Here is a 23165-nt window from a genome sequence, read left to right as displayed (position 1 = left end):
TCGGCGCCGGGCGCCGCGCCGGGAGGAGTGTGTGGAGCGTCCGTGAGCGGCGCCGGCCGCTTCCGGACGTCGCGGGCTCATGCGTCCACGTGCGCCGGCGCGGAGACGTGCTGCGCGCCGTGCGAGACCAGCGGCCGGTTCGCCAGCTTGCGCAGTGCCACGTAGAACACCGGCGTGAGGAACAGGCCGAAGACGGTGACGCCCAGCATTCCGGCGAACACGGTGATGCCTGTGATCGAGCGCACCTCGGCGCCGGCACCGCTGGACAGCACCAGCGGTACGGTGCCGGCGATGAAGGCCACCGAGGTCATGACGATCGGACGCAGGCGCAGGCGGCAGGCCTCAAGCGCCGCCTCGACGATGCCCTTGCCCTGCATCTCCAGCTCGCGCGCGAACTCCACGATCAGGATCGCGTTCTTGCACGCCAGGCCCATCAGCACCACCAGCCCGACCTGCACGAACACGTTGTTGTCGCCGCCGGCCAGCCACACGCCGAGCAGCGCGGAGAGCATGGTCATCGGCACGATCAGGATCACCGCCAGCGGCAGGGTCCAGCTTTCGTACAGCGCCGCCAGCACCAGGAAGGCGAGCAGCACCGCCAGCGGGAACACCACCATCGCCGCATTGCCCTGGCTGGCCTGCTGGTAGCTCAGGTCGCTCCAGTCGATGTCCATGCCCGCCGGCAGCACCTGCCGCGCCAGCCCGGTGACCGTGGCCATCGCCTCGCCCGAGGACAGCACCCGCGGGTCGGCCTCGCCCAGCAGGTCGGCGGCGGGATAGCCGTTGAAGCGGATCACCGGGTCGGGGCCATAGGTCTGGCGGATGTTCACCATCGCGCCGATCGGCACCATGTCGCCGGCGGCGTTGCGGGTGCGCAGGTTGGCGATGTCGTCGACCTGGTCGCGGAACTCGCCGTCGGCCTGCGCGATCACCTGCCAGGTCCGGCCGAACATGTTGAAGTCGTTGACGTAGGCCGAACCCAGGTAAGTCTGCAACGTCTCGAACAGCTCGGTCAGCGGCACGCCCTGGGCCTTGGCCTTGACCCGGTCGACCTCGGCATCGAGCTGCGGCACGTTGGCCTGGTAGCTGGTGATCGGGAAGCCGAGGCCGGCGGTCTGCGCGGCCGCGCCCTGGAAGGCCTGCACCGCCTCCTGCAGCGCGCCGTAGCCAAGCCGGGTGCGGTCCTCGACGAACAGCGACCAGCCCGAACCGTTGCCCAGTCCCTGGATCGGCGGCGGCATGAAGGCGAAGGTGAAGCCCTCCTGGATCGCGCCCAGCTTCTGGTTGAGCTCGGCGGTGATCTCCTCGGCGCTGCGCGAGCGCTCGGAGAACGGCGCCAGGGTGAAGAACACCACGCCGTTGTTGGGCGTGTTGGTGAACTGCAGCGGGTTCAGCCCCGGGAACGCGACCTCGTTCTGGATGCCGTCGATCTCCCTGGCGATCGCGGCCATGCGCTTCATCACCGCATCGGTGCGCTCGATCGAGGCGCCCTCGGGCATCTTCACGCCGGCGATCAGGTACAGCTTGTCCTGCACCGGGATGAAGCCGGCCGGCACCGCCTTGAACATCAGCGCCGCACCGGCCAGCAGCACCAGGTAGACCACGAACACCGCGCCGCGACGGCCCAGCGCGCGCGCGACCGCGCCCTCGTAGCGCTGCGAACTGCGGTTGAAGAAGCGGTTGAACGGGCGGAAGACCCATCCAAACAGGCGGTCGATCAGGCGCGAGGGCGCATCCTTGGGGGCGCCGTGCGGCTTGAGCAGCTTGGCGGCCAGCGCCGGCGACAGGGTCAGCGAGTTGATCGCCGAGATCACGGTGGAGATCGCGATGGTCACCGCGAACTGCTTGTAGAACTGTCCGGTCACGCCGTCGAGGAACGCCATCGGCACGAACACCGCGCACAGCACCAGGGCGATGGCGATGATCGGCCCGGACACCTCGCGCATCGCCAGGTGCGCGGCCTCCAGCGGCGTCGCGCCCTCCTCGATGTGGCGCTCGACGTTCTCCACCACCACGATCGCATCGTCCACCACGATGCCGATCGCCAGCACCAGGCCGAACAGGCTCAGGGTATTGATCGAATATCCCAGCAGGTACAGCACCGCGAAGGTGCCCACCACCGACACCGGCACCGCCAGCAGCGGGATGATCGAGGCGCGCCAGGTCTGCAGGAACAGGATCACGACCAGCACCACCAGCAACGTGGCTTCGAGCAGGGTGGTGATCACCGACTTGATCGAATCGCGCACGAAGATCGTGGTGTCGTAGATCGACTGGATCTCCACGCCCGGCGGCAGGGTCGGGCGCAGCTCGTCCATCTTCGCCACCACCGCGTCCCGGATCTCCAGCGCGTTCGCGCCGGGGGCCTGGAAGATGCCGATGGCGGCCGCGTTCTTGCCGTCCAGGCGCGCCCGCAGGGTGTAGTCGCCGGCGGCCAGCTCGATCCGCGCGACGTCGCGCAGGCGCACGATCTCGCCGTCGCTGCCGGCCTCGAGCACGATGTCGCCGAATTCCTCGACGCTTTCCAGGCGGCCGCGCGCGTTGATCGGCAGCAGGAAATCGCTGCCGTTGGCGATCGGCTCGGCCCCGAGCTGGCCGGCCGAGACCTGCACGTTCTGCTCACGCACCGCGCGCAGCACGTCGCCGGCGGTCAGGCCGCGCGCGGCCACCCTGTCCGGGTCCAGCCACAGCCGCATCGCATAGTCGCCGCCGCCGAACAGCTGGGCGTCGCCCACGCCGTCGATGCGCGAGAGCTCGTCGCGCACGTGCAGGCGCATGTAGTTGCGCAGGTAGAGCGAGTCGTAGCGGCCGTCCTCGGAGGTCAGGTGCACCACCATCAGGAACACCGGCGACTGCTTCTGCGTGGTCACGCCTTGGCGGCGCACGTCCTCGGGCAGGCGCGCCAGCGCCTGCGAGACGCGGTTCTGCACCTTGACCGTGGCCTCGTCCGGGTCGGTGCCGGGCTTGAAGGTCACGGTCAGCTGCAGCACGCCGTCGGAGCCGGCGACGGACTTGACGTACATCATGTCCTCCACGCCGGTGATCGCCTCCTCCAGCGGCGTGGCCACGGTTTCGGCGATGACCTTGGGATTGGCGCCCGGGTACACGGTACGCACCACCACCGAGGGCGGCACCACTTCGGGGTATTCGCCGATCGGCAGCAGCGGGATCGAGATCAGGCCGGCGGCGAAGATCACGATCGACAGCACGGCGGCGAAGATCGGACGGTCGATGAAGAAGCGTGAGAAGTCCATGGAGGTGGTCCTTGCGGCGTGGCCGCGTCTGCCGCATGCGCGGCCTGGGTAGAGAGTCCGGCCCGGCGGCCTTCCCGCGAGGGGAGGGAATCGGGAAGACCGCCAGCCGGAGGGGTCGAGGGGAGCGGCCCCGGGGGAACGGGTGGGTCGCGCGCCCTGGCGTGACCCTGGTTGCCTTCCCCGCCGGGCGGGGAGGGGATCGGTGGGCTAGCGCACGCTGGCCACGGTCGCCGCGTCGGCCTCGCCGTCGGCGGGCGGTTCCATCGCCACCAGCGATGGCGCCACCGGCATGCCCGGCATGAACACCTTCTGCACGCCGTTGACGATCACCTTGTCGCCGGGCTCGAGGCCGGACTGCACCACGCGCAGGCCGTCGACCACCCGGCCCAGCACCACGTCGCGGCGCTGCGCGGTATTGTCCTCGCCCAGCACGTAGACGTACTTGCGGTCCTGGTCGGTCAGCACAGCCTTGTCGTCCACCAGCAGGGCGTCGAACTCGGCGCTGCCCTGCAGCTGCACGCGCGCGAACAGGCCGGGCGTGAACAGGCCGTCCGGATTGCGCAGCACCGCGCGCGCGCGGATCGTGCCTGTGGCCGGGTCGAGCCGGTTGTCGACGAAGTCGACGCTGCCGGTATGCGGATAGCCGTCCTCGCCCGCCAGGCCCACGCGTACCGCGCGGTCGTCGCCGGCACGCTCGCCGTCGACCGCGGCACGGCTGTAGCGCAGCCAGGTCTGCTCGTCGGCCTCGAAGTACACGTGTACCGGATCCTGCGAGACCACGGTGGTGAGCACGGTCGCATCGGCCTGGGCGAGGTTGCCCACGGTCACCATCGCGCGCCCGGCGCGGCCGTCGATGGGCGAGCGCACCTGGGTGAACTGCAGGTCCAGGCGCGCCGCCGCCACCGCGGCCTCGGCCGCGCGCACCGCGGCATTGCCCTGGGCGGTGGCGGCGTTACGGGTCTCGAATTCCTCGCGCGAGATCGCGCGCGCCTCGACCAGGGCCTGCGCCCGCACGTTCTGCGCGCTGGCCAGCTTGGCCTCGCTGCGAGCACGGGCAAGGTCGGCCTCGGCGCGGTCGAGCGCGGCGCGGTATGGGCGCGGGTCGATCTCGAACAGCAGGTCGCCCTTCCTCAGCAGTTGGCCTTCGTCGAAGGCCACGCGCTGCACGTAGCCGCTCACGCGCGGGCGCAGTTCGACCGTCTCGACCGCGCTGACGCGACCGCTGAAGGCGTCCCACTGCCGCACGGGCCGGGCGACGACTTCGGCGACGCTGACCTCGGGGGCCGGCGGCACGCCTGCGCCGGGATCGGCCTGGCTGCTGCATGCCACCGCCAGCGCGGCCGCGAGCAGCACCGGGACCAGGCGCGCGTTGCGCAGCGCCCGGGGGAATGTCTTGCGATCAGCAGTGTTCATCGTGGAGGTTTCCTGGAGACGTGGGAGAGGCGATGGCATCGAGCAGGGCGCGCGCAGCGCGCAGGTCGCGGGCCGGCAGGACGTCGCCGCTGGCGGGCCTGCGACGACGGCCTGTCGCAGGCGACGATGCGCCGCGCGGGGGAGCCCTGGCGATGACCCCGGAGGTCATGGCCCCGGGGTAGTCGTGGATGGGTTCGGGGAAGCGCGCACGGGCGCCGTCGAGCATGGCCAGCGCGCGCCGGCCCAGCGCCAGCGCCGCGTCCGCCGCGTCGTGGCCGAGCGGGGCGTCCATCGACAGCAACTGCACGCGCTGTCCCTGGCGGCCGGCCTCGTCGTGCAGCACGCGCGCCATCATCCGCAGCGCGGCCGCGGCGATGGAGCAGTGGCCATAGCCCGCCCAGGGATAGCGTCCGCCCGGACCGCCGACCAGCACGTAGCCCGCGCTGTGGTCGCCGAGCAGCGGCAGCAGGTGGCGCGCGGCGAACAGGTGCGGCAGCAGGTCCTCGTCCAGCGTGCGCTGCAGCACCTCGGCCGGCTCGTCGAGCAGGCGGCCGCAGGGATGCGCGCCGGCGAGGCTGGCGACCACGCCATCGATGCCCGCTCCGAGCGCGCGCAGCCGCGCGGCCAGGCCTGCGGCATCGGCGTCGCTGGCCACTGGCGCGGCGATCGCGACGAGGCGGCTGCCCGGGTGGCGGGCGGCCAGGACGCCGGCGGCGTCCGCGTCCATGCCCACCGCGACCACGGCGCGTCCGGCCTCGAGCGCGGCGGCCGCGACGCCCGCGCCGACGATGCCGCCGGCGCCCAGCACGACCAGGGCACGGGGCATTGCCCCGAGATCGATTATCCCGCTCACGGGAAAATCACTCCCGCGATCGGGATATTCCTGGCCGTCCGGGCCGCCGCGAACACCCGGTCGACCAGCCGCAGCAGGGCCGGCAGCAGGACCAAGGTGAGCGCCGCGGCCAGCAGCCAGCTCCAGCCGCGACCCAGCGTAAGCACTTGATCTGCAACGAGCGCGATCAGGGCAAGCAGGTCCACCGCCAGCAGGATCGCGAGGCTGGCGTGGGACAGGTGGCGGCGGGGCGCGGCGCGCATGGCGGCGGTCCATCGGAGGAGATGGCGCACATCCTGCGCCTCCAATCAGGACTTGATTAGTCCCCGATTGAGGGAATAATTGTCCAGCAGGCGGGCCAATCAGCAGTACACACGCAGGAGGCGGGCATGACGCACGATCTCAACGACACCCTGATCTTCGTCCGGGTGGTGGAACACGGCAGTTTCGTCGGCGCGGCACGCTCGCTGCGTCTCCCCAAGACCACGGTCAGCCGCAAGGTGCAGGAGCTCGAATCGCGCCTGGGCGCCCAGCTGCTCCACCGCACCACGCGCAAGCTGGGCCTGACCGAAGCGGGCAACGTCTATTACGAACACTCGCAGCGCATCGCGCGCGACCTCAGCGAAGCCGAGAGCGCGGTGAGCCAGCTCCAGGCCGGTCCGCGCGGCTGGCTGCGCTTCACCGCGCCGTACTCGATCGGCATCGACAAGATCGCGCCGCTGCTGGGCGAGTTCCACATGCGCCATCCGGAAGTGCGCGTGGAGATGCTGCTGTCCAACGAGCCGGTGGACCTGATCGCCGGCGAGATCGACGTGGCGCTGCGCTTGGGTCCGCTGCCGGATTCGAGCCTGGTCGCGCGCCGGCTGGGCACGCTGCGCACGCAGATCTTCGCCGGCAGCGCCTATCTCGAGCGCCACGGCGAGCCGCTGTATCCGGACGAACTGCAGTACCACCGCACGCTCGCCATGCACAAGCATCGCCACGGCAACGGCTACGCCTGGACGCTGGACGACGGCAGCGGCCCGCAGCAGTTCGCGATCAACCCGATCCTGGTGGTCAACGACCCGGCTGCGCTCAAGGGCGCCCTGGTCTGCGGCGAGGGCCTGGTGATCGGCGCCGACCTGATGGTCAAGGCGGCGGTAGAGAAGGGGCTGGTCAAGCGCGTGCTGGCCGGCTGGGCCGGGCCGGAGTACGAGTTCAACGCGGTGTTCCCGCGCGGCCACGGCCAGTCGCCGAAGGTGCGGGCGTTCATCGATTTCCTGCTCGAGCGCCTGAACCTGGAAATCGACTACATGTCGCAGCACTGCCCGATGATGGCCGCGCGCTGCGAGCATGAACGGGCCGAGCGCGCCTCGCTCGAGGCGGCCGCGCAGGAAGCGGAAGCCGACATCGCCGCCGGCAAACGCATCCTCGAAACGGTCGCCGGCTGACTTCGGGCGCCGCGGCCGCGGCGCGCGACCGCGGTCAGCCGCGCAGCAGCACCTTGCCGCCGCGTCCCGGGCGCAGGCTCGCCGCGGCGGCCTCCGCCACCTGTTCGAGGTCGTAGATGGCATCGACGGGCAGCCGCAGCTGTCCGTCGAGCGCGCGCTGGATCAGTTCGGCGAACAGCGCGCGCTTGCGCTCGGCCGCCATCTCGCGGCTGGTCCTGCTGCCCCAGAACCCGCGCACCTGCACGTCGCGGAAGATCACGTCCCCGGGCGGCACGTGCATGGGCTCGCCGCCCATCGCGCCGAACGAGACCAGCACGCCGCCGTTGCCGAGCAGGGCGCAGAGGTCGGCGCTGGCGCTGCCGCCGACCGAATCCACCGCGGCGCGTGCAGCTTCCTTGCCCAGCCGCTGGCGTGCCTCATCGCGCCAGCCTTCGGCCTGCGTGCACAGCACGTCCTCCACGCCCAGCGCCGCCAGCTCGGCCACGCCCTGCTCGCGCCGCACCAGGCTGAGCACGCGCACGCCGCGCGCGGCGGCCAGCATCGCCAGGGTCTTGCCGACCGCACCGTTGGCGGCGTTCTGCACGATCCACTGGCCAGGCTCCACCGCCAGGGTATCGAGCAGCATCAGCGCGCTGAGCGGCATCGCCACCAGCTGCGCGGCCAGTTCGTCGGGCATGGCGTCGGGCACCGGCACCAGCATGCGGGCGTCCGCGACGAAGTATTCGGCCCAGGTGCCCCGTCCGGACGCGGCGGTCACGCGCTGGCCCGGCGCGAAACCTTCCACGCCCTCGCCGACCGCATCGATGACGCCGCAGCCCTCGCTGCCGCCGATCGCCGGCAGCGTCGGCTTCCAGCCGTACTGCCCGCGCACGGTGAACAGGTCGTGGTTGTGGATCGGCGCCAGGCGCATGCGCACGCGCACTTCGCCCCTGCCGGGCTCCGGCACCGCGCTTTCGCCGGGCGCCAGTACCTCGGCCGGCTCGCCGAAACGTTCGTGGATCGCGCTGCGCATTCAAGGCTCCTGGTCCGCTCGGAACGCCACGCTAGCGCAGCGCGCGGCGCGACGCGAGTTCCATGAATCGACACAGCGTGCACGCCGTGCGTGCAACGGTCCACGTCTCCCCGTCGACGGATCTCTGGCAATGACCGACTGGCATCAGGCCATCGCCGCCGCGTGGCCGCTGCTGGCGGCCCTGCTGCTGGGACTGCTCGTGCGCCAGGCGCTGCTGGCGGTCGCACGCCGCGCGCGCGCCCATGCAGACGCGCACCTGTCCGCGCGCGTGATCCGCGTGATCGCGGTGCCGGCCGCGCTCGGCCTGCCGCTGCTGTTTCTTGCGCTGGCGGTGCGCGCCACGCCGCTGCCGCCGGGCGCGGTCGCCCAGCTGCAGCACTGGCTGGGGATCGGCGTGCTGCTGTGCGTGGTGTGGCTGGCGGTGCGCGCAGTGGGCGCGCTGCAGGCGCGGATCCTGCGCGAGCATCCGGTCGACATCGAGGACAACCTGGCCGCGCGCCGGGTCCAGACCCAGACCCGGGTGATCGCGCGGGTGGTCCAGGGCGCGATCATCCTGGTCGGCGTGGCGCTGGCGCTGATGACCTTCCCGGCGATCCGCCAGATCGGCGCCACCCTGCTCGCCTCGGCCGGCATCATCGGCCTGGTCGCCGGCATCGCCGCCAAGCCCGTGTTCGGCAACCTCATCGCCGGCCTGCAGATCGCGCTGGCGCAGCCGATCCGGCTCGACGACGTGGTGATCGTGGACGGCGAGTGGGGACGCATCGAGGAGATCACCAGCACCTACGTGGTGGTCCGCGTCTGGGACGAGCGGCGGCTGGTGGTGCCGCTGCAGTGGTTCATCGAGAACCCGTTCCAGAACTGGACCCGCACCAGCGCGCAGCTGCTGGGGACCGCGTTCCTGTGGCTCGACTACCGCACGCCGATGGCGGAGGTGCGCGCGGAACTGCAGCGGATCTGCGAGGAGGATCCGCGCTGGGACGGGCGCGTGTGCATCGCCCAGGTCACCGAAACCAGCGAGCAGACCATCCAGGTGCGCCTGCTGGTGAGCGCACGCAACTCGGGCGAGCTGTTCGACCTGCGCTGCGTGGTGCGCGAGCGCATGGTCGACTATCTCAACCGCTGCCACCCGCAGGCGCTGCCGCGACTGCGCGCGGACCTGTCGCGCGATGCGTCGCCGGCCCCGTCGGCAGTGGCCGTGCCGGCACCAGGGCACGCCGACACCGTCTCGCCCGGTGCGGAGGACGGGATGGGCGACCTGGCCGCGTCGCAGGCGCAACCGGTCCAGCCGCCGGATGCCGAAGCGCCCCCGCCCGCGCGCGAGTGAGCAGGACCACGGAGCGCACGCACTGTTCCAACGCGCCATCCGCGACGGCGGGTTCACCGGGCGCACCCTATATCTGGAAGCGACTTCCCGCCCTCCTGCAAGGATCTTCAGCATGTCCGATCATTCCGAACTCTCCACCGTCAGCCAGGTCGACATCGCCCGCTACATGGGCACCTGGTACGAGATCGCGCGCCTGCCGATGCGCCATGAGCCGGAGGACGGCACCGACATCTCCGCCACCTACACGCTCGAGGCCGATGGCTCGGTCGAGGTCCGCAACCGCATGCGCCGCAAGGGCGAGGTCGACGAGTCGGTGGGCCGCGCGACCGCGGTGGACGAGACCGCCAGCAAGCTGGAAGTGACCTTCCTGCCCGAAGGCCTGCGCTGGATTCCCTTCACCAAGGGCGACTACTGGATCATCGCGCTCGATCCGGCCTACACCGTCGCCCTGGTCGGCAGCCCGGACCGCAAGTACCTGTGGCTGCTGGCGCGCGAGACCACGCTCGACGAGGTCACGCGCAACCATTACCTGGCGATCGCGCGCCAGCAGGGCTTCGACCTCGGCCCGCTGATCCACACCCCGCATACCGGCCAGCCCACCGCCTGACCGGTTCGCGCGGCGCATCCGGCGCCGCGCGCCTTCGGCCAGACCGCTGCACGGTCAGCGCATGCCCCTTTCCGTCCCGTCCCGGCGCGCGCATTCGCTCGCCGATGTCAACCGCGAGGCGTACATCTACTTTGGCGCTGGCGCGACCGTCGCCTGGCAGATGGCGATGCCGGGCGTCGGCCGCGGCGTGGCCGAGCACAGCCGCACCCTGCAGCGACCACTCGATCGACTGCGCGCCACGATGGCCTACGTCTACGCGGTGACCCTCGGCACGGACGCCGACCGCGCCCGCATCGCCGCGCACGTGAACGCCGCGCACCGCCCGGTGCGCGGCGATGGTTACAGCGCCTTCGACCGCGACCTGCAGCTATGGGTGGCGGCCACGCTCTACCGCGGCGCGCTGGACGTGCACGCGCTGTTCGCCGGGCCGGTGGCGCCGGCCGACCGCGAGGCGATGTACCGCGAGGCCTGGGCCTTCGGCCGCACGCTGCAGGTGGGCGACGAGCAGTGGCCGCCCGACGTGGACGCATTCGAGCGCTGGTGGTCGACGCAGCTGGAGCGACTGAGCGTCGATGCGCAGGTGCGCGACTACATGCATGCCGTGCTCGACGCGCGCCACGCCCCCTGGTACCTGCGCCCGGCCATGCCCCTGCAGCGCTTCGTCACCCGCGGCCTGCTGCCGCCGCGGCTGCGCGAGCTGTTCGGATTTGCATGGAGCGAACGCGACGAGCGCCGCTGGCAGCGCTTCCGCCCCTGGGCGCCGCGCCTGTACTGGGCCACGCCACGCGCGCTGCGCCACTGGCCGTCGGCGTACTACCTCGGGCAGCTGCGCAAGCTGGGCTGAGTGTGGGATCTCCGGGTGTGGGCGTCATCCCGGCGATAGCGGAATCCAGCGGGATCCTGCAGCGGCACGTCTTTTGAGCCGTCATGCCCGCGAACGCGGGATCCAGTAGATCCAGCGCGGCGGATGCCAGTGCATCGTCGCCGCGCAAACGGTAGATCCAACAGGACCCGGCGCGGCCGGCCTCATGCGCCGTCGGCCCCGGCGAAAGCGGGGATCCAGCAGCCTGGCGCAGCTGACGGCTCGTGCTTCGTCAATCCCGCGAAGCGGGAATCCATGGATGTCTGGACCGGGAGAAGCTTCTGGATTCCCGCCTTCGCGGAAATGACGGACGGATGCGGCGATTCTGCCGGGAGTCCGCTTTCGCGGGAATGACGGGCCGGTTCGGTCCCAATGACGGTGCGCGGCCCAGCTCAGGATGACCAAAAGGCGGTCGAAGCAGGCCGAAGGAGTCAACGGCGACGACGCCTTGCGACGACGCGCGAGCAGCCGGCTGCCGCTACTTCGCAGCCACCGGCGCAGACACGGACTTGCTGTACATGCCCGAACGGTCGAAGCAGCAGGCGCGCCGCTTGCCGGAGGCGAGCATGTCGCAGGCGGTGTCGATGCGCTTGACCCGGGTGTCGGCCCGCTTGCCCGAGCCGATCCAGTGGATCCAGTCGCGGCGCGCGACCGCGGTGATGTCATCCCAGGTGTGGCGGGCGGCCGGATGCGCTTCGAGCGCCGCGGCCAGGTCCGGCGGCAGCGTCGGCTCCGGCTCCTCCGCCATCGGCGCGAACGCGAGCGCGACGGTGTCGCCGACCGCCACGCCCGCCGCCTCGCGCAGGGCGGCTTCCACCCGCAGCCAGTGGCCGCCTTTTCCGTCGGGCGACAGCGTGGCCTGGAAGGGCTGGCCGGCGAAACGGCCTTCCACGCTCACCATGCCGCGGGATGGCAGGCGGGCACTGGTCGCGGCGGGCAGCAGGAGGAAGCTCCAGTCCGCATCCGCCGGTGCGGCGGGGCGCAGCAGCCGGGCCTTGCAGCGGAGAAGCGGGGAACGGGCCATCTCCGCAGCCTAGCAGCTGCGACTGCAGCCTTGGCGGACGGCCGCTAGACTGCGTCCACCCAAGGGGGAGATCGATGGACCAACCGGACTCCGCGCCCGGGGCGCAGGACAGCGCCGCAGCGCCGGCCAGCCGCATCGCCTTCGAGCGTCTTCGCGAGCGCACCGACGAGCTCGAACTGCTGGTCTCGGGCCTGTTCGCCTTCGCCCTGCTCACCCTGCCCGCGCGCGTGTTCGACGCCTGGGTGCGTGCCAGCATCCACGTCGACGGCGCGCTCGACCTTGCCCTGCGCTTCGGCTTCCAGGTGGGCGTGGGGCTGGGCTATGCGTTGGGGTTCGCCTTCCTGGCCCATCTCGCCATCCGCGCCTACTGGGTGGGCCTGATCGGCCTGAAATCGACCTTCCCGGAGGGCATCCGCTGGGATCGCGTGCCGATGATGGGCAGCGTCACCCGGCCCTGGTACCAGCGCCAGGTCGGCGACCTCGGCCAGACCATCGACCGCGTCGACCGCGCCGCCTCGATCCTGTTCGCGATGACGACGCTGGTTGCGCTGCTGCTGGTCTGGGTCGGCCTGCAGGCCAGCCTGGGGCTGCTGCTCTGCGGCCTGGTCGGCGGACTGTTCGAGGAGCGCGAACGCGCCACCTCCATCGCCATCGGCGTGGGATACGTCCTGTTCCTCGCGGTCGGCATGATGCCAGTGCTGCTCGACCGCATCGTCGCCAGGCGCGAAGCCGCCGGCCGGCCGGCCCGACGGCTGCGCCGCCTGACCGAGCGCCTGCTGCGCGTGCTGGGCTGGATCTTCCCGCAGCGCCTGATCTCGGCGGTGCAGTTCACCCTGCAGAGCAACCTGCCCGGCCGCGGGTTCATGGTGGTCTACATCGCCGTGTTCGTGCTGGCCATGGCCTCGAGCGTGGTGCTGATCATGGACTCGGCGCGGCTGTCGCTGTTCGACAGCTACGAGGTGCTGACCGCCGAGGCGGTGGACCACGGCATGCTGGGCGCGCACTACGAGTCGCTGCGCGGCGACGGCGACCGGATGGCGTTCTATCCGATGATCCCGGCCGACCGCGTGTCCGACACCCACCTGCGCCTGTTCATTCCGCACCGGCCGCAGCGCGACAACCCGCTCGCCCGCGAGCGCTGCGCCGGCCTGCACCGCGGCCGCAACGAGGCGCCCGGCGCCGAGGCCGCGAGCGCCGGTCAGGCCTGCCTGGCGTCCATGTGGTCGGTAACCCTGGACGGTGTGCCGGTGGTGCTGGACGAGTTCATCGCGACCGAACGGCGCGACCTCGGCATGCGCGGCCTGCTCGGCTACATCGAAGTCTCCGGCCTGCGCCCCGGCCTGCACCGGCTGCATCTGGAATGGAATGCGGAAGGCGGCGAAAGCGGCCCGCTGCGCCGTCGCGAATACAGGATCCCGTTCTGGTTCACGCCGGGGGTGGACCAGGCCGCGGCCGGCGCACCCTGAGGCGCCGGAACCACGCTTGAAATACCCGCGGGCGTACGCATATCCGGCCGCTGCACAGTCCCTGCACGGAATCCGCCCATGACCGCGACCCCCGAGACCCGCAAGTTCGAAGCCGAAGTGGCCCAGGTCCTGCACCTGGTGACGCATTCGCTGTACTCGCACAAGGAGATCTTCCTGCGCGAGCTGATCTCCAACGCCTCGGACGCCTGCGACAAGCTGCGCTTCGAGTCGATCGCCCAGCCCGACCTGCTGGCCGGCGAGGCCGAACTGCGCATCGACGTGAGCTGGGACAAGGACGCGCGCACGATCACCATCCGCGACACCGGCATTGGCATGTCGCGCGAGGAGGTGGTGGCCAACATCGGCAGCATCGCCAGCTCCGGCACCCGCCGCTTCCTGGAAGCGCTGGGCAGCGAACAGAAGGCCGATGCGCGCCTGATCGGGCAGTTCGGCGTGGGTTTCTATTCGGCCTTCGTGGTTGCCGACCGGGTCACCGTGCTCACCCGCCGCGCCGGCGATCCGGCCGACGCCGGCGTGCGCTGGGAAAGCGACGGCCGCGGCGAGTACACGCTCGAGCCGGCCACGCTGGAGGCGCGCGGCACCACCGTGGTCCTGCACCTGAAGGAAGGCGAGGACGAGTTCCTCGACGGCTGGAAGCTGCGCGCGCTGGTGCGCAAGTACTCCGACCACGTCGCCTTCCCGATCCGCATGCCGAAGGAGGCGCCGCCGGCTGGCGAGGAGGATGAGGCCAAGGCCGATCCCGCACCCGGGTGGGAAACCGCCAACGACGCCTCGGCGCTGTGGACGCGGCCCAAGTCGGAGATCACGGACGAGGAGTACCAGAACTTCTACAAGTCGCTCGGCCACGACTTCAACGACGCCGCGGCCTGGTCGCACAACCGGGTCGAGGGCAGCCAGAGCTTCACCACCCTGCTGTACATCCCCTCGCAGCCGCCGTTCGACCTGATGATGGGCGGGCGCGACGAGCGCAAGGGCCTGAAGCTCTACATCAAGCGCGTCTTCATCATGGACGCGGCCGAGGAGCTGCTGCCCAACTACCTGCGCTTCGTGCGCGGCGTGGTCGACGCCGACGACCTCCCGCTCAACGTCAGCCGCGAGATCCTGCAGCAGAACCGCCAGCTCGAGCGCATCAGGGGCGCCTGCGTCAAGCGCGTGCTGGACCTGGTCGAGAAGCTCTCGCGCGACGAGCCGGAGAAGTTCGCCGCCTTCATCAAGGCCTTCGGCAACACGCTCAAGGAGGGCATCGTCGAGGATCCGGGCAACCGCGAGCGGATCGCGAAACTGCTGCGCTTCGCCTCGACGAAGGGCGAGGGCGATGCGCGCACTGTGTCGCTGGACGATTACATCGCCCGCATGGCCGCGGGCCAGGACGCGATCTGGTACGTCACCGCGGACGGCTACCGCGCCGCGGCGGGCAGCCCGCAGCTGGAGCGCTTCCGCGCCAAGGACATCGAAGTGCTGCTGATGTCCGACCGCATCGACGAATGGATGCTCGGGCACCTGCGCGAGTACGCCGGCAAGCCGCTCAAGCACGTGGCCAAGGGCGAGCTGCCGCTGGACGAGGCCGAGAAGCAGCAGCAGGAGGAAGCGGCGCAGGCCGCCGCGCCGCTGCTGGAGCGGATCAGCTCGTTGCTGGGCGACCGGGTGGAAGCGGTGCGCGTGTCGGCGCGGCTGACCGATTCGCCTTCGTGCCTGGCGCTGTCGGAATGGGAGATGGCGCCGCATCTGGCGCACCTGCTCCGCGAAGCCGGGCAGGACGTTCCGGAGCAGAAGCCGACGCTGGAAATCAACCCGCAGCATGCGCTGGCGCGAAAGCTGCTGGGCGAGCACGACGACGCACGCGCGGGGGACCTGGCGCAGCTGCTGCTGGAACAGGCGCAGCTGGCGGCAGGTGCGCCGCTGGCCGACCCGGCCGCGTTCGTGCAGCGGGTGAACCGGTTGCTGGCGTGATGGGGAACAGGGGCGCGGCGAACTGAGCCCCCTTCCTGCCTCCCCCCGCTGCGCGGAGGGAGGTGCCGAACGCGCTCGGGCGGCGGGTGGACGGGCTGCGGAGTGGGAACAGGGGCGCGGCGAACTGAGCCCCCCTCCCAGCCTCCCGCTGCGCGGAGGGAGGTGCCGAAAGCGTGCGGCGGCGGGTGGACTGGCCGCGGAGTGGGAACAGGGCGCGACGTACTGAGCCACCCCCTTCCCAGCCTCTCCCCGCTGCGCGGAGGGAGGTACCGAACGGGTGGGGCAACGGCGTGCGGCAGCGGGTGAACCGGCTGCGAGGATGGGAACAGAGGCAGGGTGAGCTGAGCCGCCCCCCTCCCAGTCCTCCCCGCTGCGCGGAGGGAGGAGCCGAACGCGTGCGCCAGCGGGTGGACTGGCTGCGGGGTGGGAACAGGGACGCGGCGAGCTGAGCCACCCCCTCCCAGCCTGCCCCCGCCAGGCGGAGGGAGGAGCGGTTGCGCGGCTCCGGGACTGGACCGGTTCCACTCGTCCACCGCCGCGTCATCGGCTTCCATCGTCGTGCCGTCGACCACCGTCGCGCCGTCGGCTTCCACGCTGCGCCGTGGACTCAGCGCTGCGGGGTCGGCTTCAGCGCTGGTGGGGGCGTACTCCCTCCCCCGCCTGCGGGGGAGGGTTGGGGTGGGGGCCTCCGGTCGCCACGGCCTTGATCGCGCCCTGCGCCCGGTCGCATGCCGCCGATCCCGCTAGCGTCGCCCCCTCCCCGCACGCCTGCGCACCAGCCGCGCCAGCGTCGCCGGATCGGTCACCAGCCGTATCCGTTCGACGCCCAGCGCCTCGACCAGGTAGCGCGCGTTCGCGCCGCCCAGCCACACCGGGACGTCTCCAGGCAGGCCCGCATCCAGCAGGTGCAGCTGCTCCAGCGCGGCGCGGGCCTGTCCGGGGTCGATCGAACTCAGCGCCACGGCCGAGGCCTCGAGCCGTTCGACCACGCGCAGCAGCTCCACCGCCGGCAGCTCCGTCCCGAGGTAGAGCACCGGCGCACCGGCCTCGTGCGCCTGCAGCGCAGCACCGAGCAGGCCGAGCTCGTGCGGCTCGCCCGGCAGGGTGGCGAACAGGATCCGCGGCCGCTGCTCGCGCGGGTGCTGGTTGAGGATCGACAGCAGGCGCGCGCGCAGCAGGCTGCTCACCAGTCGCTCCTGCGCGATCGCCAGGCGCCCGTCGGCCCAGCGCACGCCCACCTCGCGCAGCAGCGGCATCACCACCCGGTTGACCAGGATGGGCACCGGCAACGTTGCGATCGCCACCGACAGGTCGCGGTCGAACTCGTCCACGCGATAGTCGGCCACCGCGTCGAGCATGCGCTCGGGCAAGGCCTCGACCCCGCCGTAGCCGGCGCTGCGGGCCTCGTCCGCGAGACGCTCCAGGGCGGCATCGTCGAGCCGCGCAAGGTCGCGGATCGGATGGCCGCGCGCGGTCAGCCGGTGCAGGCGCGCCAGCCGCTCGACCATCGCGCTGTCGTACAGCCGCCGGCCCTTGGCATCGCGGTGCGGCACCACGGCGTCGTGGCGCCGCTCCCAGGCGCGCAGGGTTTCGGGGGTGAGGCCGCTCAGCTCGGCGGCTGCCTTGACCGGGAACATGCCGGGGAATGTACAACTTTCGTACATGCACGACTTGTACGGGCGACTAACGGTGCGGCGGCAAGACTGGCCCCGTCACCCAATACCGGAGTTCGCCATGCAGTCCGCCACGCACAAATCCTCCCGCATCCGCCCCTTGCTGCTGGCCCTGTCGCTGGGCCTCGCCGCGCCGCTGGCCCTCGCCGCCCCGGGCACCGCCGCGGCGCCGGCCAGCCAGGCCCAGTCCGACATCGTCGACACCGCGGTCGCGGCCGGCCAGTTCAATACCCTGGCCGCCGCGCTCAAGGCCGCCGGCCTGGTCGACACGCTCAAGGGCGACGGCCCGTTCACGGTGTTCGCGCCGACCGACGCGGCCTTCGCCGCCCTGCCCGCCGGCACGGTCGACAACCTGCTCAAGCCGGAGAACCGCGACCAGCTGGTCGCCGTGCTGACCTACCACGTGGTCCCCGGCCGCCACCCGGCCGCGAAGGTCGCGGGCATGGACGAAGCCACCACCGTCAACGGCGCCGGCCTCGACATCGCCGCCACCGGCGGCGCGGTCACCGTGCAGGGCGCGCGCGTGCTCCAGGCCGACGTCAACGCCAGCAACGGCGTGATCCACGTGATCGACAAGGTCCTAGTCCCGGGCAGCTGATCTCCCGTCCCCCATCCCCCGGAGCAACATCCCATGAAGGCAATCAACATCGTGACCCTGCTGCTGGTGATCATCGGCGGCATCAACTGGGGCCTGGTCGGCGCCATGCAGTTCGACCTCGTCGCGGCGCTGTTCGGCGGCCAGGATGCGCCGCTGGCGCGACTGGTGTACGTGCTGGTCGGTCTCTCCGCGCTTTGGCAGATCCTCCCGCTGACCAAGGCCGCGAGCGCCGGCGAGGTGCGTGCCCAGGCCCACCACTGAGTGCGTGGCGCGGGCCGCCGCTCCGCCTCCGGGCGGGCGGCGGCCTTTTTTTTGGACGCTCGTCGGCGGGATCAGTCGAGGCGCGCCGCGTAGTCGTCGCGCACGTGCTGGTTGATATAGGTGTTGAGTCCGTCGCCAGCCTCGGCCAGCCGCTGCATTTCCATCACGTGCAGCGCGCCGGGATGCCGGTCGTCGTAACGGTAGGTGCCGCCGTGGCGGAAACGGATGTCGATCCAGCGCGGCCCGCAGGCGTAGGCGACGATTCCGGAATCGTCTTCGCCGGCGCGGTACGGCGTCATCGCGGAAACGTGGCGGGCCATGGGCGCGAGCCTGCCATCGCGGCGTCGCGCCGCACGTGAACCGGAACACGCATGCGTTCATTTTCGATGCCAGGGTCGACGTTGGCTTCATCGCCGATTGCCGACAGTGGTGCCCACGTATTCAGGAGACCCTGCACATGGACAAGAAAATCCAGCACACCCTCAACGACCTCATCGAGATCGCGCGCGACGGCAGCGATTTCTACACCGAGGCCGCCGGCAAGGTCGGCAACCCCGAACTCGCCGCGCTGTTCCAGAAGATGGCCGGCCACAAGCGCGACATCGTTTCCGGCCTGACCGCGGACGTCGCGGCCGCCGGCGGCGACCCGGCCGACCACGGCACGATGGTGGGCTCGGTGCGCCAGGTGTATGCCAAGGCGCGCGCCGCCATGGGCGATACCGACTATGCCTACGTCGCCGAACTCGAAGAGCTCGAGGATCGCCTGCTCGACGCGTTCAAGGACACCGTCGACGACGCCGACACCCCGCCGCAGGCCCGCGCCGCCGCGCAGAAGTACCTGCCGCGCGTGATCGAGTGCCACGACATCATGCGCAGCCGCAAGATGGCGTTGAAAAAAGCGGGCTGACCGCGACCGCTTACCAAAGCCCTGGCATCGCCAGGGCTTTTTTCTGCCCGTGGCATCCGGCCGGGCACCCGGCGCGGCAGCCCCAGGAGCGCCCCTGCACTGCACCCCGCCGAGAAGCCCCGGCCATGGCCGGGCTGCATTGCCGAGCGTGATCGGCCGCCAGTAGACTCCAGCCGGGACTCAGGGGGAGACACCATGGAACATTCTGCCCGTCGCCTGCAGCGACAGCATGGGGGAGTGCGTCGGCACGTTGCCGGCGTCCTCGCGGTAGGCGCGCTGGCGACCCTGGCCGTCGTCGGATGTGGGCATGCGCCGGAGGATGCCGCGACCGCCCGGACAGGCGCGACCGGGAACGGGGCGTCGACAAGCGTTGCCGCGCAGGCAGCGCCTGCGCATGCAGCGCCTCGCGAGCTGGCAGTGGCCTACGCCTACGCCAACCACGGGCAGCAGATGTTCGCGCTGGAACCGGCTGCCCAGCGGCAGGGCGACCCCTATCCCGCACCGATCCGCATGAACCGCGCCGCCGCCATGCGTGCCACGACCGATGGCCAGATGGAGGTCGTCCTGCCCGACGGTACGCGCTACCCGGTGGTGTTCGACCGGATCAGCCAGGGGCCGCGCGGGAACATGACCTGGATCGGTCGCGTGGCATCGCCGGTGGGCGACCTCGCGGCGGTCCTGACCTACGGCCGCGACGGCGTGTTCGGCGTGCTGCCCACGCCGGAGGGCCGGGTCCTCCAGATCAAGACCCGCGATGGCCAGGCTTACATCGAGCCCGATCCGGGCATGATCCCGCCCGGCGTTGATCCGGAAGCGCCGTTCCCCGACGTCGTCGTGCCGGCAAGGGCCAACCCGCAGGCCGCGCTCGCCGCAGGCGCCGTCGGCGCTGCGCCCGGCAAGTCGGCTGGCGCGGCCGTCGCGTCACCTGCCTCCAGCTGGTCGGGCATGGTGGCCTCGGCGGACAAGGCGATCAGCGAGATCACGGTGCTGGGCGTGTACACCACCAACCTCGCCCAGCAGCGCGGCAGCGCGTCGGCCGCCGAAACCGAGTTCGTCAACAGCCTGGAGGTCAGCAACCAGGCGCTGATCGACAGCGGCGTCAACGCCCGCTACAAGCTGGTCGGGCTGTTGGAGACCGACTATCCGGGCGACGTTCACAACCAGATCGTGCTGAACGACCTCCGCAACAACCAGCTGAAAGACGGCCTCGACATCTACGACCAGCGCGATTCGCACGGCGCCGACCTTGTCGCGCTTCTGCGTCCGTTTGCCGCGGGTGACACCAACTGCGGCATCGCCTATCTCAACGGCGGCGGCCTCGGCGGCACCAACACCTCCGCCGAGTTCGGCTACAGCGTCAGCGCGTGCGGGGCCTACACGATGGCCCACGAACTAGGCCACAACCTCGGCTCGCACCACGATCGCGACACCGCGACGGAGAACGGCGAGCTCAGCTACGGCGCGTTCGAGTTCTCGTTCGGGTACCGCCAGAGCACTTCGCCGGCCTTCGCTACGGTCATGGCCTATTCGCAGGCGGGGCAGTCGCAGCTGGGCTTCTTTTCCGCGCCTGGCAATACCCTGTGCCTGGGCGTCGCCTGCGGCGTGGCCAACAAGTCGGACAACGTGCGCAGCATGAACCTGATGGTCGAGACCATCTCGCGCTTCCGGGATCCGCCCAACACCATCTCGGTCCTGGATGCCAAGGTCGTCGAACCCTATACCGGCGTGGCCACGCTCAACTTCCCCGTCCGCCTGTCCACACCGGCGCCCGCCGGCGGCGTCCGCTTCGATATCGCCACGGTCAATGGCGGCACCGCAACGGCGGGCACGGACTACGTGGCCAAGTCGGTCACCGGCCAGGTCATTCCCGCGGGTGAGCGCGAGTGGACCTTCCAGGTGGAGGTGCTGCCCGACACCCTGGTCGAGGGGGACGAGACGATCCGCGTGCAGCTGGCCAACGTCAGTGGCATGACGGTGTTCGACAGCGAGGCGGCGGGCCTGATCAAGGACGACGATCCGCGAGTGAAGGTCAGTGGCGCGCTGGTCTTCCCGGAGGGCGAGAAGGGGCCCGACCGGCTGTACGTCTACGCGCAACCGACGTTCGAGGGCGAGTCCGAATGGCACTCGCTACTGGTCTCCGCACCCGCCTACCAGTACGAATTCAACGTGGCGCGGGGTGCCATGGTCCGCCTCGAGGCCTACATGGAGGAAAGTACGCCGTGGCTGAGTGCCGTCGCCACGGTCGGCACGGTGAATCGCGACACCCGCTACGACCTGCCCGTGGAACGCGCCGCCCGCCTCACCGGCCGGATCCGCTGGCCCGCGGGCCAGGCCACGCCCACCGCACCGATCAACCTCATCTTCTGGAACGCGCTCGGGGACGACTACGGCCGTGGCCAGACCGCCAACCCGCCGAACTACGAGTATTCGGTGAAGGTGCGCCGGGGCGTGGGCGTCGGCGTCGATGCCCATGATCCGCCCGCTCCCTACGTCCGCCAGCGCGTAGAGACGTTCATCCACGGCGACACCGTCCAGGATGTGGTACTGGCGAAGCTGCCGACCCTGTCCATTGCGCATCAGCGCGTGGTCGAAGGCGCGGCCGGCACCTCGAGGACCGTCCAGCTGTGGATCATGCTCACCGATTTCGCGCCGGCCGGTGGCGTGTCCTTCGACCTGCTCACCGAAGACGGGACGGCAACGGGAACCGACTACCTGCGCGAAAGCCCCTCACTGACCATTTCGGAGGGCAACAACAGCCTGGGCACCAGCGTCGTGGTCCTCGGCGACGACCTGCCCGAGCCCGACGAGTACTTCCGGATCGTCGCCCGGAATATCACCGGTGGCGCGCACATGCCGACCCCCGGGGCGGTGTGGATCGCGGACGACGACAAGCGCGCGGCGCGGCACGACTTCAACGGGGACGGGCGTTCGGACCTGGCCTGGCATCACAGCGGCAGCGGGCGCGCGGCGCTCTGGAATGGCGCGCTGTACAGCGCGATCCGCAACCTGGTGACGGTCAAGGACACCGGCTGGCAGATCGTGGGCGCCGGAGATTTCGACCGCGATGGCAAGGCCGACCTCTTCTGGCGTCATGCACGCGACGGCCGCAACACCATCTGGCGCGGCGGCGAGTACGCCACGCAGCTGCGCGTGGATACGGTCGCCAGTGCCCATTGGAAAGTAGCCGGGGTCGGCGATTTCGACGGCGACGGCCAAGCCGACCTGCTGTGGCGCAACCATCGCACGGGCGCGAACCTCATCTGGCGGGGCGGCGACTACCGCGCGCAGGTGGCCGTCACCGGCGTGACCGACATCAACTGGCAGATCGCCGGCGTGGGCGACTTCGACGGGGACGGCCGCTCCGACATCCTGTGGCGCAACGGCCGCACCGGCGCCAACACCATCTGGCGGCAGGGCGATTACCGCAACCAGCAGCGCATGGTGGGCGTCACCGACGTGGCATGGAAGATCGTGGGCGTCGGCGACTTCGATGGCGACCGCCGTGACGACGTGCTGTGGCGACACGAGCGCCGTGGTTCCAATGCCGTGTGGCATTCGGGCGAGTACGCCAACACTCGCTCGCTGACTGCGGTGACCAGCCTGGACTGGCAGGTCGCCACGGTCGGCGACTACGACGGCGATGGCGTGGCCGACATCGCCTGGCGCAATCGTTCGACCGGCGCCAACACCGTGTGGCGTGGTGGCAACTACGGCGCCCAGATGAAGATCACGGGCGTGTCGGACATGAAGTGGCGCGTCGTTCCCTGACGATGGCTGCGCGCGGCGGCGTCCCCGGCAGAGACGGGGGTATCGCGGTCGCATGAAGGCGCTGAGGGGGGCAGTCGAACTGCGTCGGCCGCGAGGAGTGTCGAGACGACCCCGGCCAGTCCGGGGTCGTCTCGCTCTGGCTGCGGACAATGAGTTCATGCAGCGACCGGCCCGGAAACGGTGCCTCGGTCGATCTGGCCGCGAACGCGCGGGCGGCGCGTTGTTGGCTGTGCAGGGGCACCGGGCGCCGCGTGGACACGCGCGCCAGCAGGAGTTCGCCCATGCATACCACCCGGCCCCACCTCCAGACCCGCCCGCTGCCCACGCTGCCCACCTTCGAGGAGCCGAACGTCGCCCGCTTCCTCGTGGTGCCCGGCTCGGACGGCGGCTTCCTGATCCCCAGCGACCAGCACCCGCACGGCGACCTGCACCTGCAGCAGCTCGACGCTCCGGGCGTGATCCGCAGCCTGCCGGCGGTGCTGCTGTTCCGCACCCGGTACCTGGCCGGCTCGCGCTTCTCGGTCCGCGTCAACGGTTCGGCCGAGTTCCAGTTCCAGGGCGGCGAGGGCGGCGCCCAGTCCTGGCACGAGGTGATCGCGCCAGGGGTGCTGCGCGAAGAGGACAACGAGATCGTGCTGTTCGTCGCGCCCGACAGCGGCGGCCAGGTGATCTTCTCGGAGATCGCCATCCTCTACACGTCCAACAAGCTCACCGTGACCCGCCCGATCGTGCTCGAGCCCGCCGGCTGAGCGGCGCCTGCATG

The 23165-nt window shown here is 70.9% G+C and carries 20 protein-coding genes; 11 read left to right on the top strand and 9 right to left on the bottom strand.

The genetic code is table 11. The features are described from left to right. Nucleotides 1-77 precede the first annotated feature (77 nt). The 4 genes from ACFQ2D_RS05375 to ACFQ2D_RS05360 all read right to left on the bottom strand — a co-directional run bounded on the left by ACFQ2D_RS05375 (nt 78) and on the right by ACFQ2D_RS05360 (nt 5762). A complete protein-coding gene (locus ACFQ2D_RS05375) occupies nt 78-3254 on the bottom strand; it encodes an efflux RND transporter permease subunit (protein WP_280943569.1) in 3177 nt (1058 codons plus the stop codon). Nucleotides 3255-3461: 207 nt separating this feature from the next. Continuing rightward, nucleotides 3462-4667, bottom strand: a complete 1206-nt coding sequence (locus ACFQ2D_RS05370) for an efflux RND transporter periplasmic adaptor subunit (RefSeq protein ID WP_280943570.1) — start codon at nt 4665-4667, stop codon at nt 3462-3464. Beyond that, nucleotides 4654-5493, bottom strand: a complete 840-nt coding sequence (locus ACFQ2D_RS05365) for an SDR family oxidoreductase (protein ID WP_280943571.1) — start codon at nt 5491-5493, stop codon at nt 4654-4656. Before ACFQ2D_RS05365 ends, ACFQ2D_RS05370 begins: the two co-directional genes overlap by 14 nt. A 23-nt stretch (nt 5494-5516) precedes the next feature. Continuing rightward, nucleotides 5517-5762, bottom strand: a complete 246-nt coding sequence (locus ACFQ2D_RS05360; RefSeq protein ID WP_280943572.1) for a hypothetical protein — start codon at nt 5760-5762, stop codon at nt 5517-5519. 126 nt (nt 5763-5888) lie between these two features. Between ACFQ2D_RS05360 and ACFQ2D_RS05355 the strand changes: the two genes are divergently transcribed. Then, the gene (locus ACFQ2D_RS05355; protein ID WP_280943573.1) at nt 5889-6929 is read left to right on the top strand and encodes a LysR family transcriptional regulator; all 1041 of its coding nucleotides are present in this window, start codon (nt 5889-5891) and stop codon (nt 6927-6929) included. Nucleotides 6930-6963: 34 nt separating this feature from the next. Here the strand turns inward: ACFQ2D_RS05355 and ACFQ2D_RS05350 are convergent, their stop codons facing one another. Further along, nucleotides 6964-7941 carry a zinc-binding dehydrogenase gene (locus ACFQ2D_RS05350; protein WP_280943574.1) on the bottom strand — a complete coding sequence of 326 codons (978 nt, stop codon included), beginning with the start codon at nt 7939-7941 and terminating at the stop codon, nt 6964-6966. Between the two features lie 130 nt (nt 7942-8071). Here ACFQ2D_RS05350 and ACFQ2D_RS05345 point away from each other — a divergent pair, with 130 nt between their 5' ends. The 3 genes from ACFQ2D_RS05345 (at nt 8072) to ACFQ2D_RS05335 (ending at nt 10716) form a co-directional block, all read left to right on the top strand. Beyond that, the gene (locus tag ACFQ2D_RS05345; RefSeq protein WP_280943575.1) at nt 8072-9265 is read left to right on the top strand and encodes a mechanosensitive ion channel family protein; all 1194 of its coding nucleotides are present in this window, start codon (nt 8072-8074) and stop codon (nt 9263-9265) included. Nucleotides 9266-9377: 112 nt separating this feature from the next. Next, the gene (locus tag ACFQ2D_RS05340) at nt 9378-9872 is read left to right on the top strand and encodes a lipocalin family protein (RefSeq protein WP_280943576.1); all 495 of its coding nucleotides are present in this window, start codon (nt 9378-9380) and stop codon (nt 9870-9872) included. A 61-nt stretch (nt 9873-9933) separates the two neighbouring features. Next, nucleotides 9934-10716, top strand: coding sequence for an oxygenase MpaB family protein (locus ACFQ2D_RS05335; protein ID WP_280943577.1), 783 nt, complete (start codon nt 9934-9936; stop codon nt 10714-10716). A gap of 496 nt (nt 10717-11212) precedes the next feature. On the opposite strand, the gene ACFQ2D_RS05330 is transcribed toward ACFQ2D_RS05335, so the two are convergent. Next, the gene (locus ACFQ2D_RS05330; RefSeq protein ID WP_280943578.1) at nt 11213-11758 is read right to left on the bottom strand and encodes a YdeI/OmpD-associated family protein; all 546 of its coding nucleotides are present in this window, start codon (nt 11756-11758) and stop codon (nt 11213-11215) included. Nucleotides 11759-11832: 74 nt separating this feature from the next. Between ACFQ2D_RS05330 and ACFQ2D_RS05325 the strand changes: the two genes are divergently transcribed. Both ACFQ2D_RS05325 and htpG read left to right on the top strand, forming a co-directional pair. After that, complete coding sequence (locus ACFQ2D_RS05325) at nt 11833-13224, top strand: hypothetical protein (RefSeq protein WP_280943579.1); 1392 nt, start codon at nt 11833-11835, stop codon at nt 13222-13224. Between the two features lie 78 nt (nt 13225-13302). Continuing rightward, nucleotides 13303-15195 (top strand): molecular chaperone HtpG, encoded by a 1893-nt coding sequence (htpG, locus tag ACFQ2D_RS05320; protein ID WP_280943580.1) that lies wholly within the window; start codon nt 13303-13305, stop codon nt 15193-15195. A 743-nt stretch (nt 15196-15938) separates the two neighbouring features. Here the strand turns inward: htpG and ACFQ2D_RS05315 are convergent. Continuing rightward, on the bottom strand, nt 15939-16832 hold the full coding sequence (locus ACFQ2D_RS05315; protein WP_280943581.1) for a MerR family transcriptional regulator: 894 nt from the start codon (nt 16830-16832) through the stop codon (nt 15939-15941). Nucleotides 16833-16929: 97 nt separating this feature from the next. Between ACFQ2D_RS05315 and ACFQ2D_RS05310 the strand changes: the two genes are divergently transcribed. Together ACFQ2D_RS05310 and ACFQ2D_RS05305 are read left to right on the top strand one after the other, a co-directional pair. Continuing rightward, complete coding sequence (locus tag ACFQ2D_RS05310) at nt 16930-17466, top strand: fasciclin domain-containing protein (protein ID WP_386795560.1); 537 nt, start codon at nt 16930-16932, stop codon at nt 17464-17466. Between the two features lie 33 nt (nt 17467-17499). Continuing rightward, a complete protein-coding gene (locus ACFQ2D_RS05305) occupies nt 17500-17727 on the top strand; it encodes a DUF378 domain-containing protein (protein WP_280943582.1) in 228 nt (75 codons plus the stop codon). 71 nt (nt 17728-17798) lie between these two features. On the opposite strand, the gene ACFQ2D_RS05300 is transcribed toward ACFQ2D_RS05305, so the two are convergent. Then, a complete protein-coding gene (locus ACFQ2D_RS05300; RefSeq protein WP_280943583.1) occupies nt 17799-18047 on the bottom strand; it encodes a hypothetical protein in 249 nt (82 codons plus the stop codon). A gap of 137 nt (nt 18048-18184) precedes the next feature. Between ACFQ2D_RS05300 and ACFQ2D_RS05295 the strand changes: the two genes are divergently transcribed. Beyond that, nucleotides 18185-18634, top strand: coding sequence for a PA2169 family four-helix-bundle protein (locus tag ACFQ2D_RS05295; protein ID WP_386795559.1), 450 nt, complete (start codon nt 18185-18187; stop codon nt 18632-18634). A gap of 180 nt (nt 18635-18814) precedes the next feature. Here the strand turns inward: ACFQ2D_RS05295 and ACFQ2D_RS05290 are convergent, their stop codons facing one another. Then, nucleotides 18815-18943, bottom strand: coding sequence for a hypothetical protein (locus ACFQ2D_RS05290; protein WP_280943584.1), 129 nt, complete (start codon nt 18941-18943; stop codon nt 18815-18817). Between the two features lie 108 nt (nt 18944-19051). Here ACFQ2D_RS05290 and ACFQ2D_RS05285 point away from each other — a divergent pair, with 108 nt between their 5' ends. Then, nucleotides 19052-22402 (top strand): FG-GAP-like repeat-containing protein, encoded by a 3351-nt coding sequence (locus ACFQ2D_RS05285; RefSeq protein ID WP_280943585.1) that lies wholly within the window; start codon nt 19052-19054, stop codon nt 22400-22402. Nucleotides 22403-22683: 281 nt separating this feature from the next. Continuing rightward, nucleotides 22684-23151 carry a hypothetical protein gene (locus ACFQ2D_RS05280; RefSeq protein WP_280943586.1) on the top strand — a complete coding sequence of 156 codons (468 nt, stop codon included), beginning with the start codon at nt 22684-22686 and terminating at the stop codon, nt 23149-23151. The last annotated feature ends 14 nt before the right edge of the window (nt 23152-23165 follow it).

The sequence above is a fragment of the Luteimonas composti genome, from assembly GCF_042678665.1.
Classification (GTDB): Bacteria; Pseudomonadota; Gammaproteobacteria; order Xanthomonadales; family Xanthomonadaceae; genus Luteimonas; species Luteimonas composti.
Note: the sequence above shows the minus strand (reverse complement) of the source record. Positions and strands in the feature narration are given on the sequence as shown.

Bases quoted from the DNA above. Each gene is read 5' to 3' on its own strand.
- ACFQ2D_RS05340 (WP_280943576.1), top strand. From the start codon at position 9,378: ATGTCCGATCATTCCGAACTCTCCACCGTCAGCCAGGTCGACATCGCC.
- ACFQ2D_RS05375 (WP_280943569.1), bottom strand. From the start codon at position 3,254: ATGGACTTCTCACGCTTCTTCATCGACCGTCCGATCTTCGCCGCCGTG.
- ACFQ2D_RS05315 (WP_280943581.1), bottom strand. From the start codon at position 16,832: ATGTTCCCGGTCAAGGCAGCCGCCGAGCTGAGCGGCCTCACCCCCGAA.
- ACFQ2D_RS05370 (WP_280943570.1), bottom strand. From the start codon at position 4,667: ATGAACACTGCTGATCGCAAGACATTCCCCCGGGCGCTGCGCAACGCG.
- ACFQ2D_RS05335 (WP_280943577.1), top strand. From the start codon at position 9,934: ATGCCCCTTTCCGTCCCGTCCCGGCGCGCGCATTCGCTCGCCGATGTC.
- ACFQ2D_RS05355 (WP_280943573.1), top strand. From the start codon at position 5,889: ATGACGCACGATCTCAACGACACCCTGATCTTCGTCCGGGTGGTGGAA.
- ACFQ2D_RS05310 (WP_386795560.1), top strand. From the start codon at position 16,930: ATGCAGTCCGCCACGCACAAATCCTCCCGCATCCGCCCCTTGCTGCTG.
- ACFQ2D_RS05345 (WP_280943575.1), top strand. From the start codon at position 8,072: ATGACCGACTGGCATCAGGCCATCGCCGCCGCGTGGCCGCTGCTGGCG.
- ACFQ2D_RS05360 (WP_280943572.1), bottom strand. From the start codon at position 5,762: ATGCGCGCCGCGCCCCGCCGCCACCTGTCCCACGCCAGCCTCGCGATC.
- ACFQ2D_RS05365 (WP_280943571.1), bottom strand. From the start codon at position 5,493: ATGCCCCGTGCCCTGGTCGTGCTGGGCGCCGGCGGCATCGTCGGCGCG.
- ACFQ2D_RS05280 (WP_280943586.1), top strand. From the start codon at position 22,684: ATGCATACCACCCGGCCCCACCTCCAGACCCGCCCGCTGCCCACGCTG.
- ACFQ2D_RS05350 (WP_280943574.1), bottom strand. From the start codon at position 7,941: ATGCGCAGCGCGATCCACGAACGTTTCGGCGAGCCGGCCGAGGTACTG.
- ACFQ2D_RS05330 (WP_280943578.1), bottom strand. From the start codon at position 11,758: ATGGCCCGTTCCCCGCTTCTCCGCTGCAAGGCCCGGCTGCTGCGCCCC.
- ACFQ2D_RS05295 (WP_386795559.1), top strand. From the start codon at position 18,185: ATGGACAAGAAAATCCAGCACACCCTCAACGACCTCATCGAGATCGCG.
- ACFQ2D_RS05290 (WP_280943584.1), bottom strand. From the start codon at position 18,943: ATGCCCACATCCGACGACGGCCAGGGTCGCCAGCGCGCCTACCGCGAG.
- ACFQ2D_RS05305 (WP_280943582.1), top strand. From the start codon at position 17,500: ATGAAGGCAATCAACATCGTGACCCTGCTGCTGGTGATCATCGGCGGC.
- ACFQ2D_RS05325 (WP_280943579.1), top strand. From the start codon at position 11,833: ATGGACCAACCGGACTCCGCGCCCGGGGCGCAGGACAGCGCCGCAGCG.
- ACFQ2D_RS05300 (WP_280943583.1), bottom strand. From the start codon at position 18,047: ATGGCCCGCCACGTTTCCGCGATGACGCCGTACCGCGCCGGCGAAGAC.
- htpG (WP_280943580.1), top strand. From the start codon at position 13,303: ATGACCGCGACCCCCGAGACCCGCAAGTTCGAAGCCGAAGTGGCCCAG.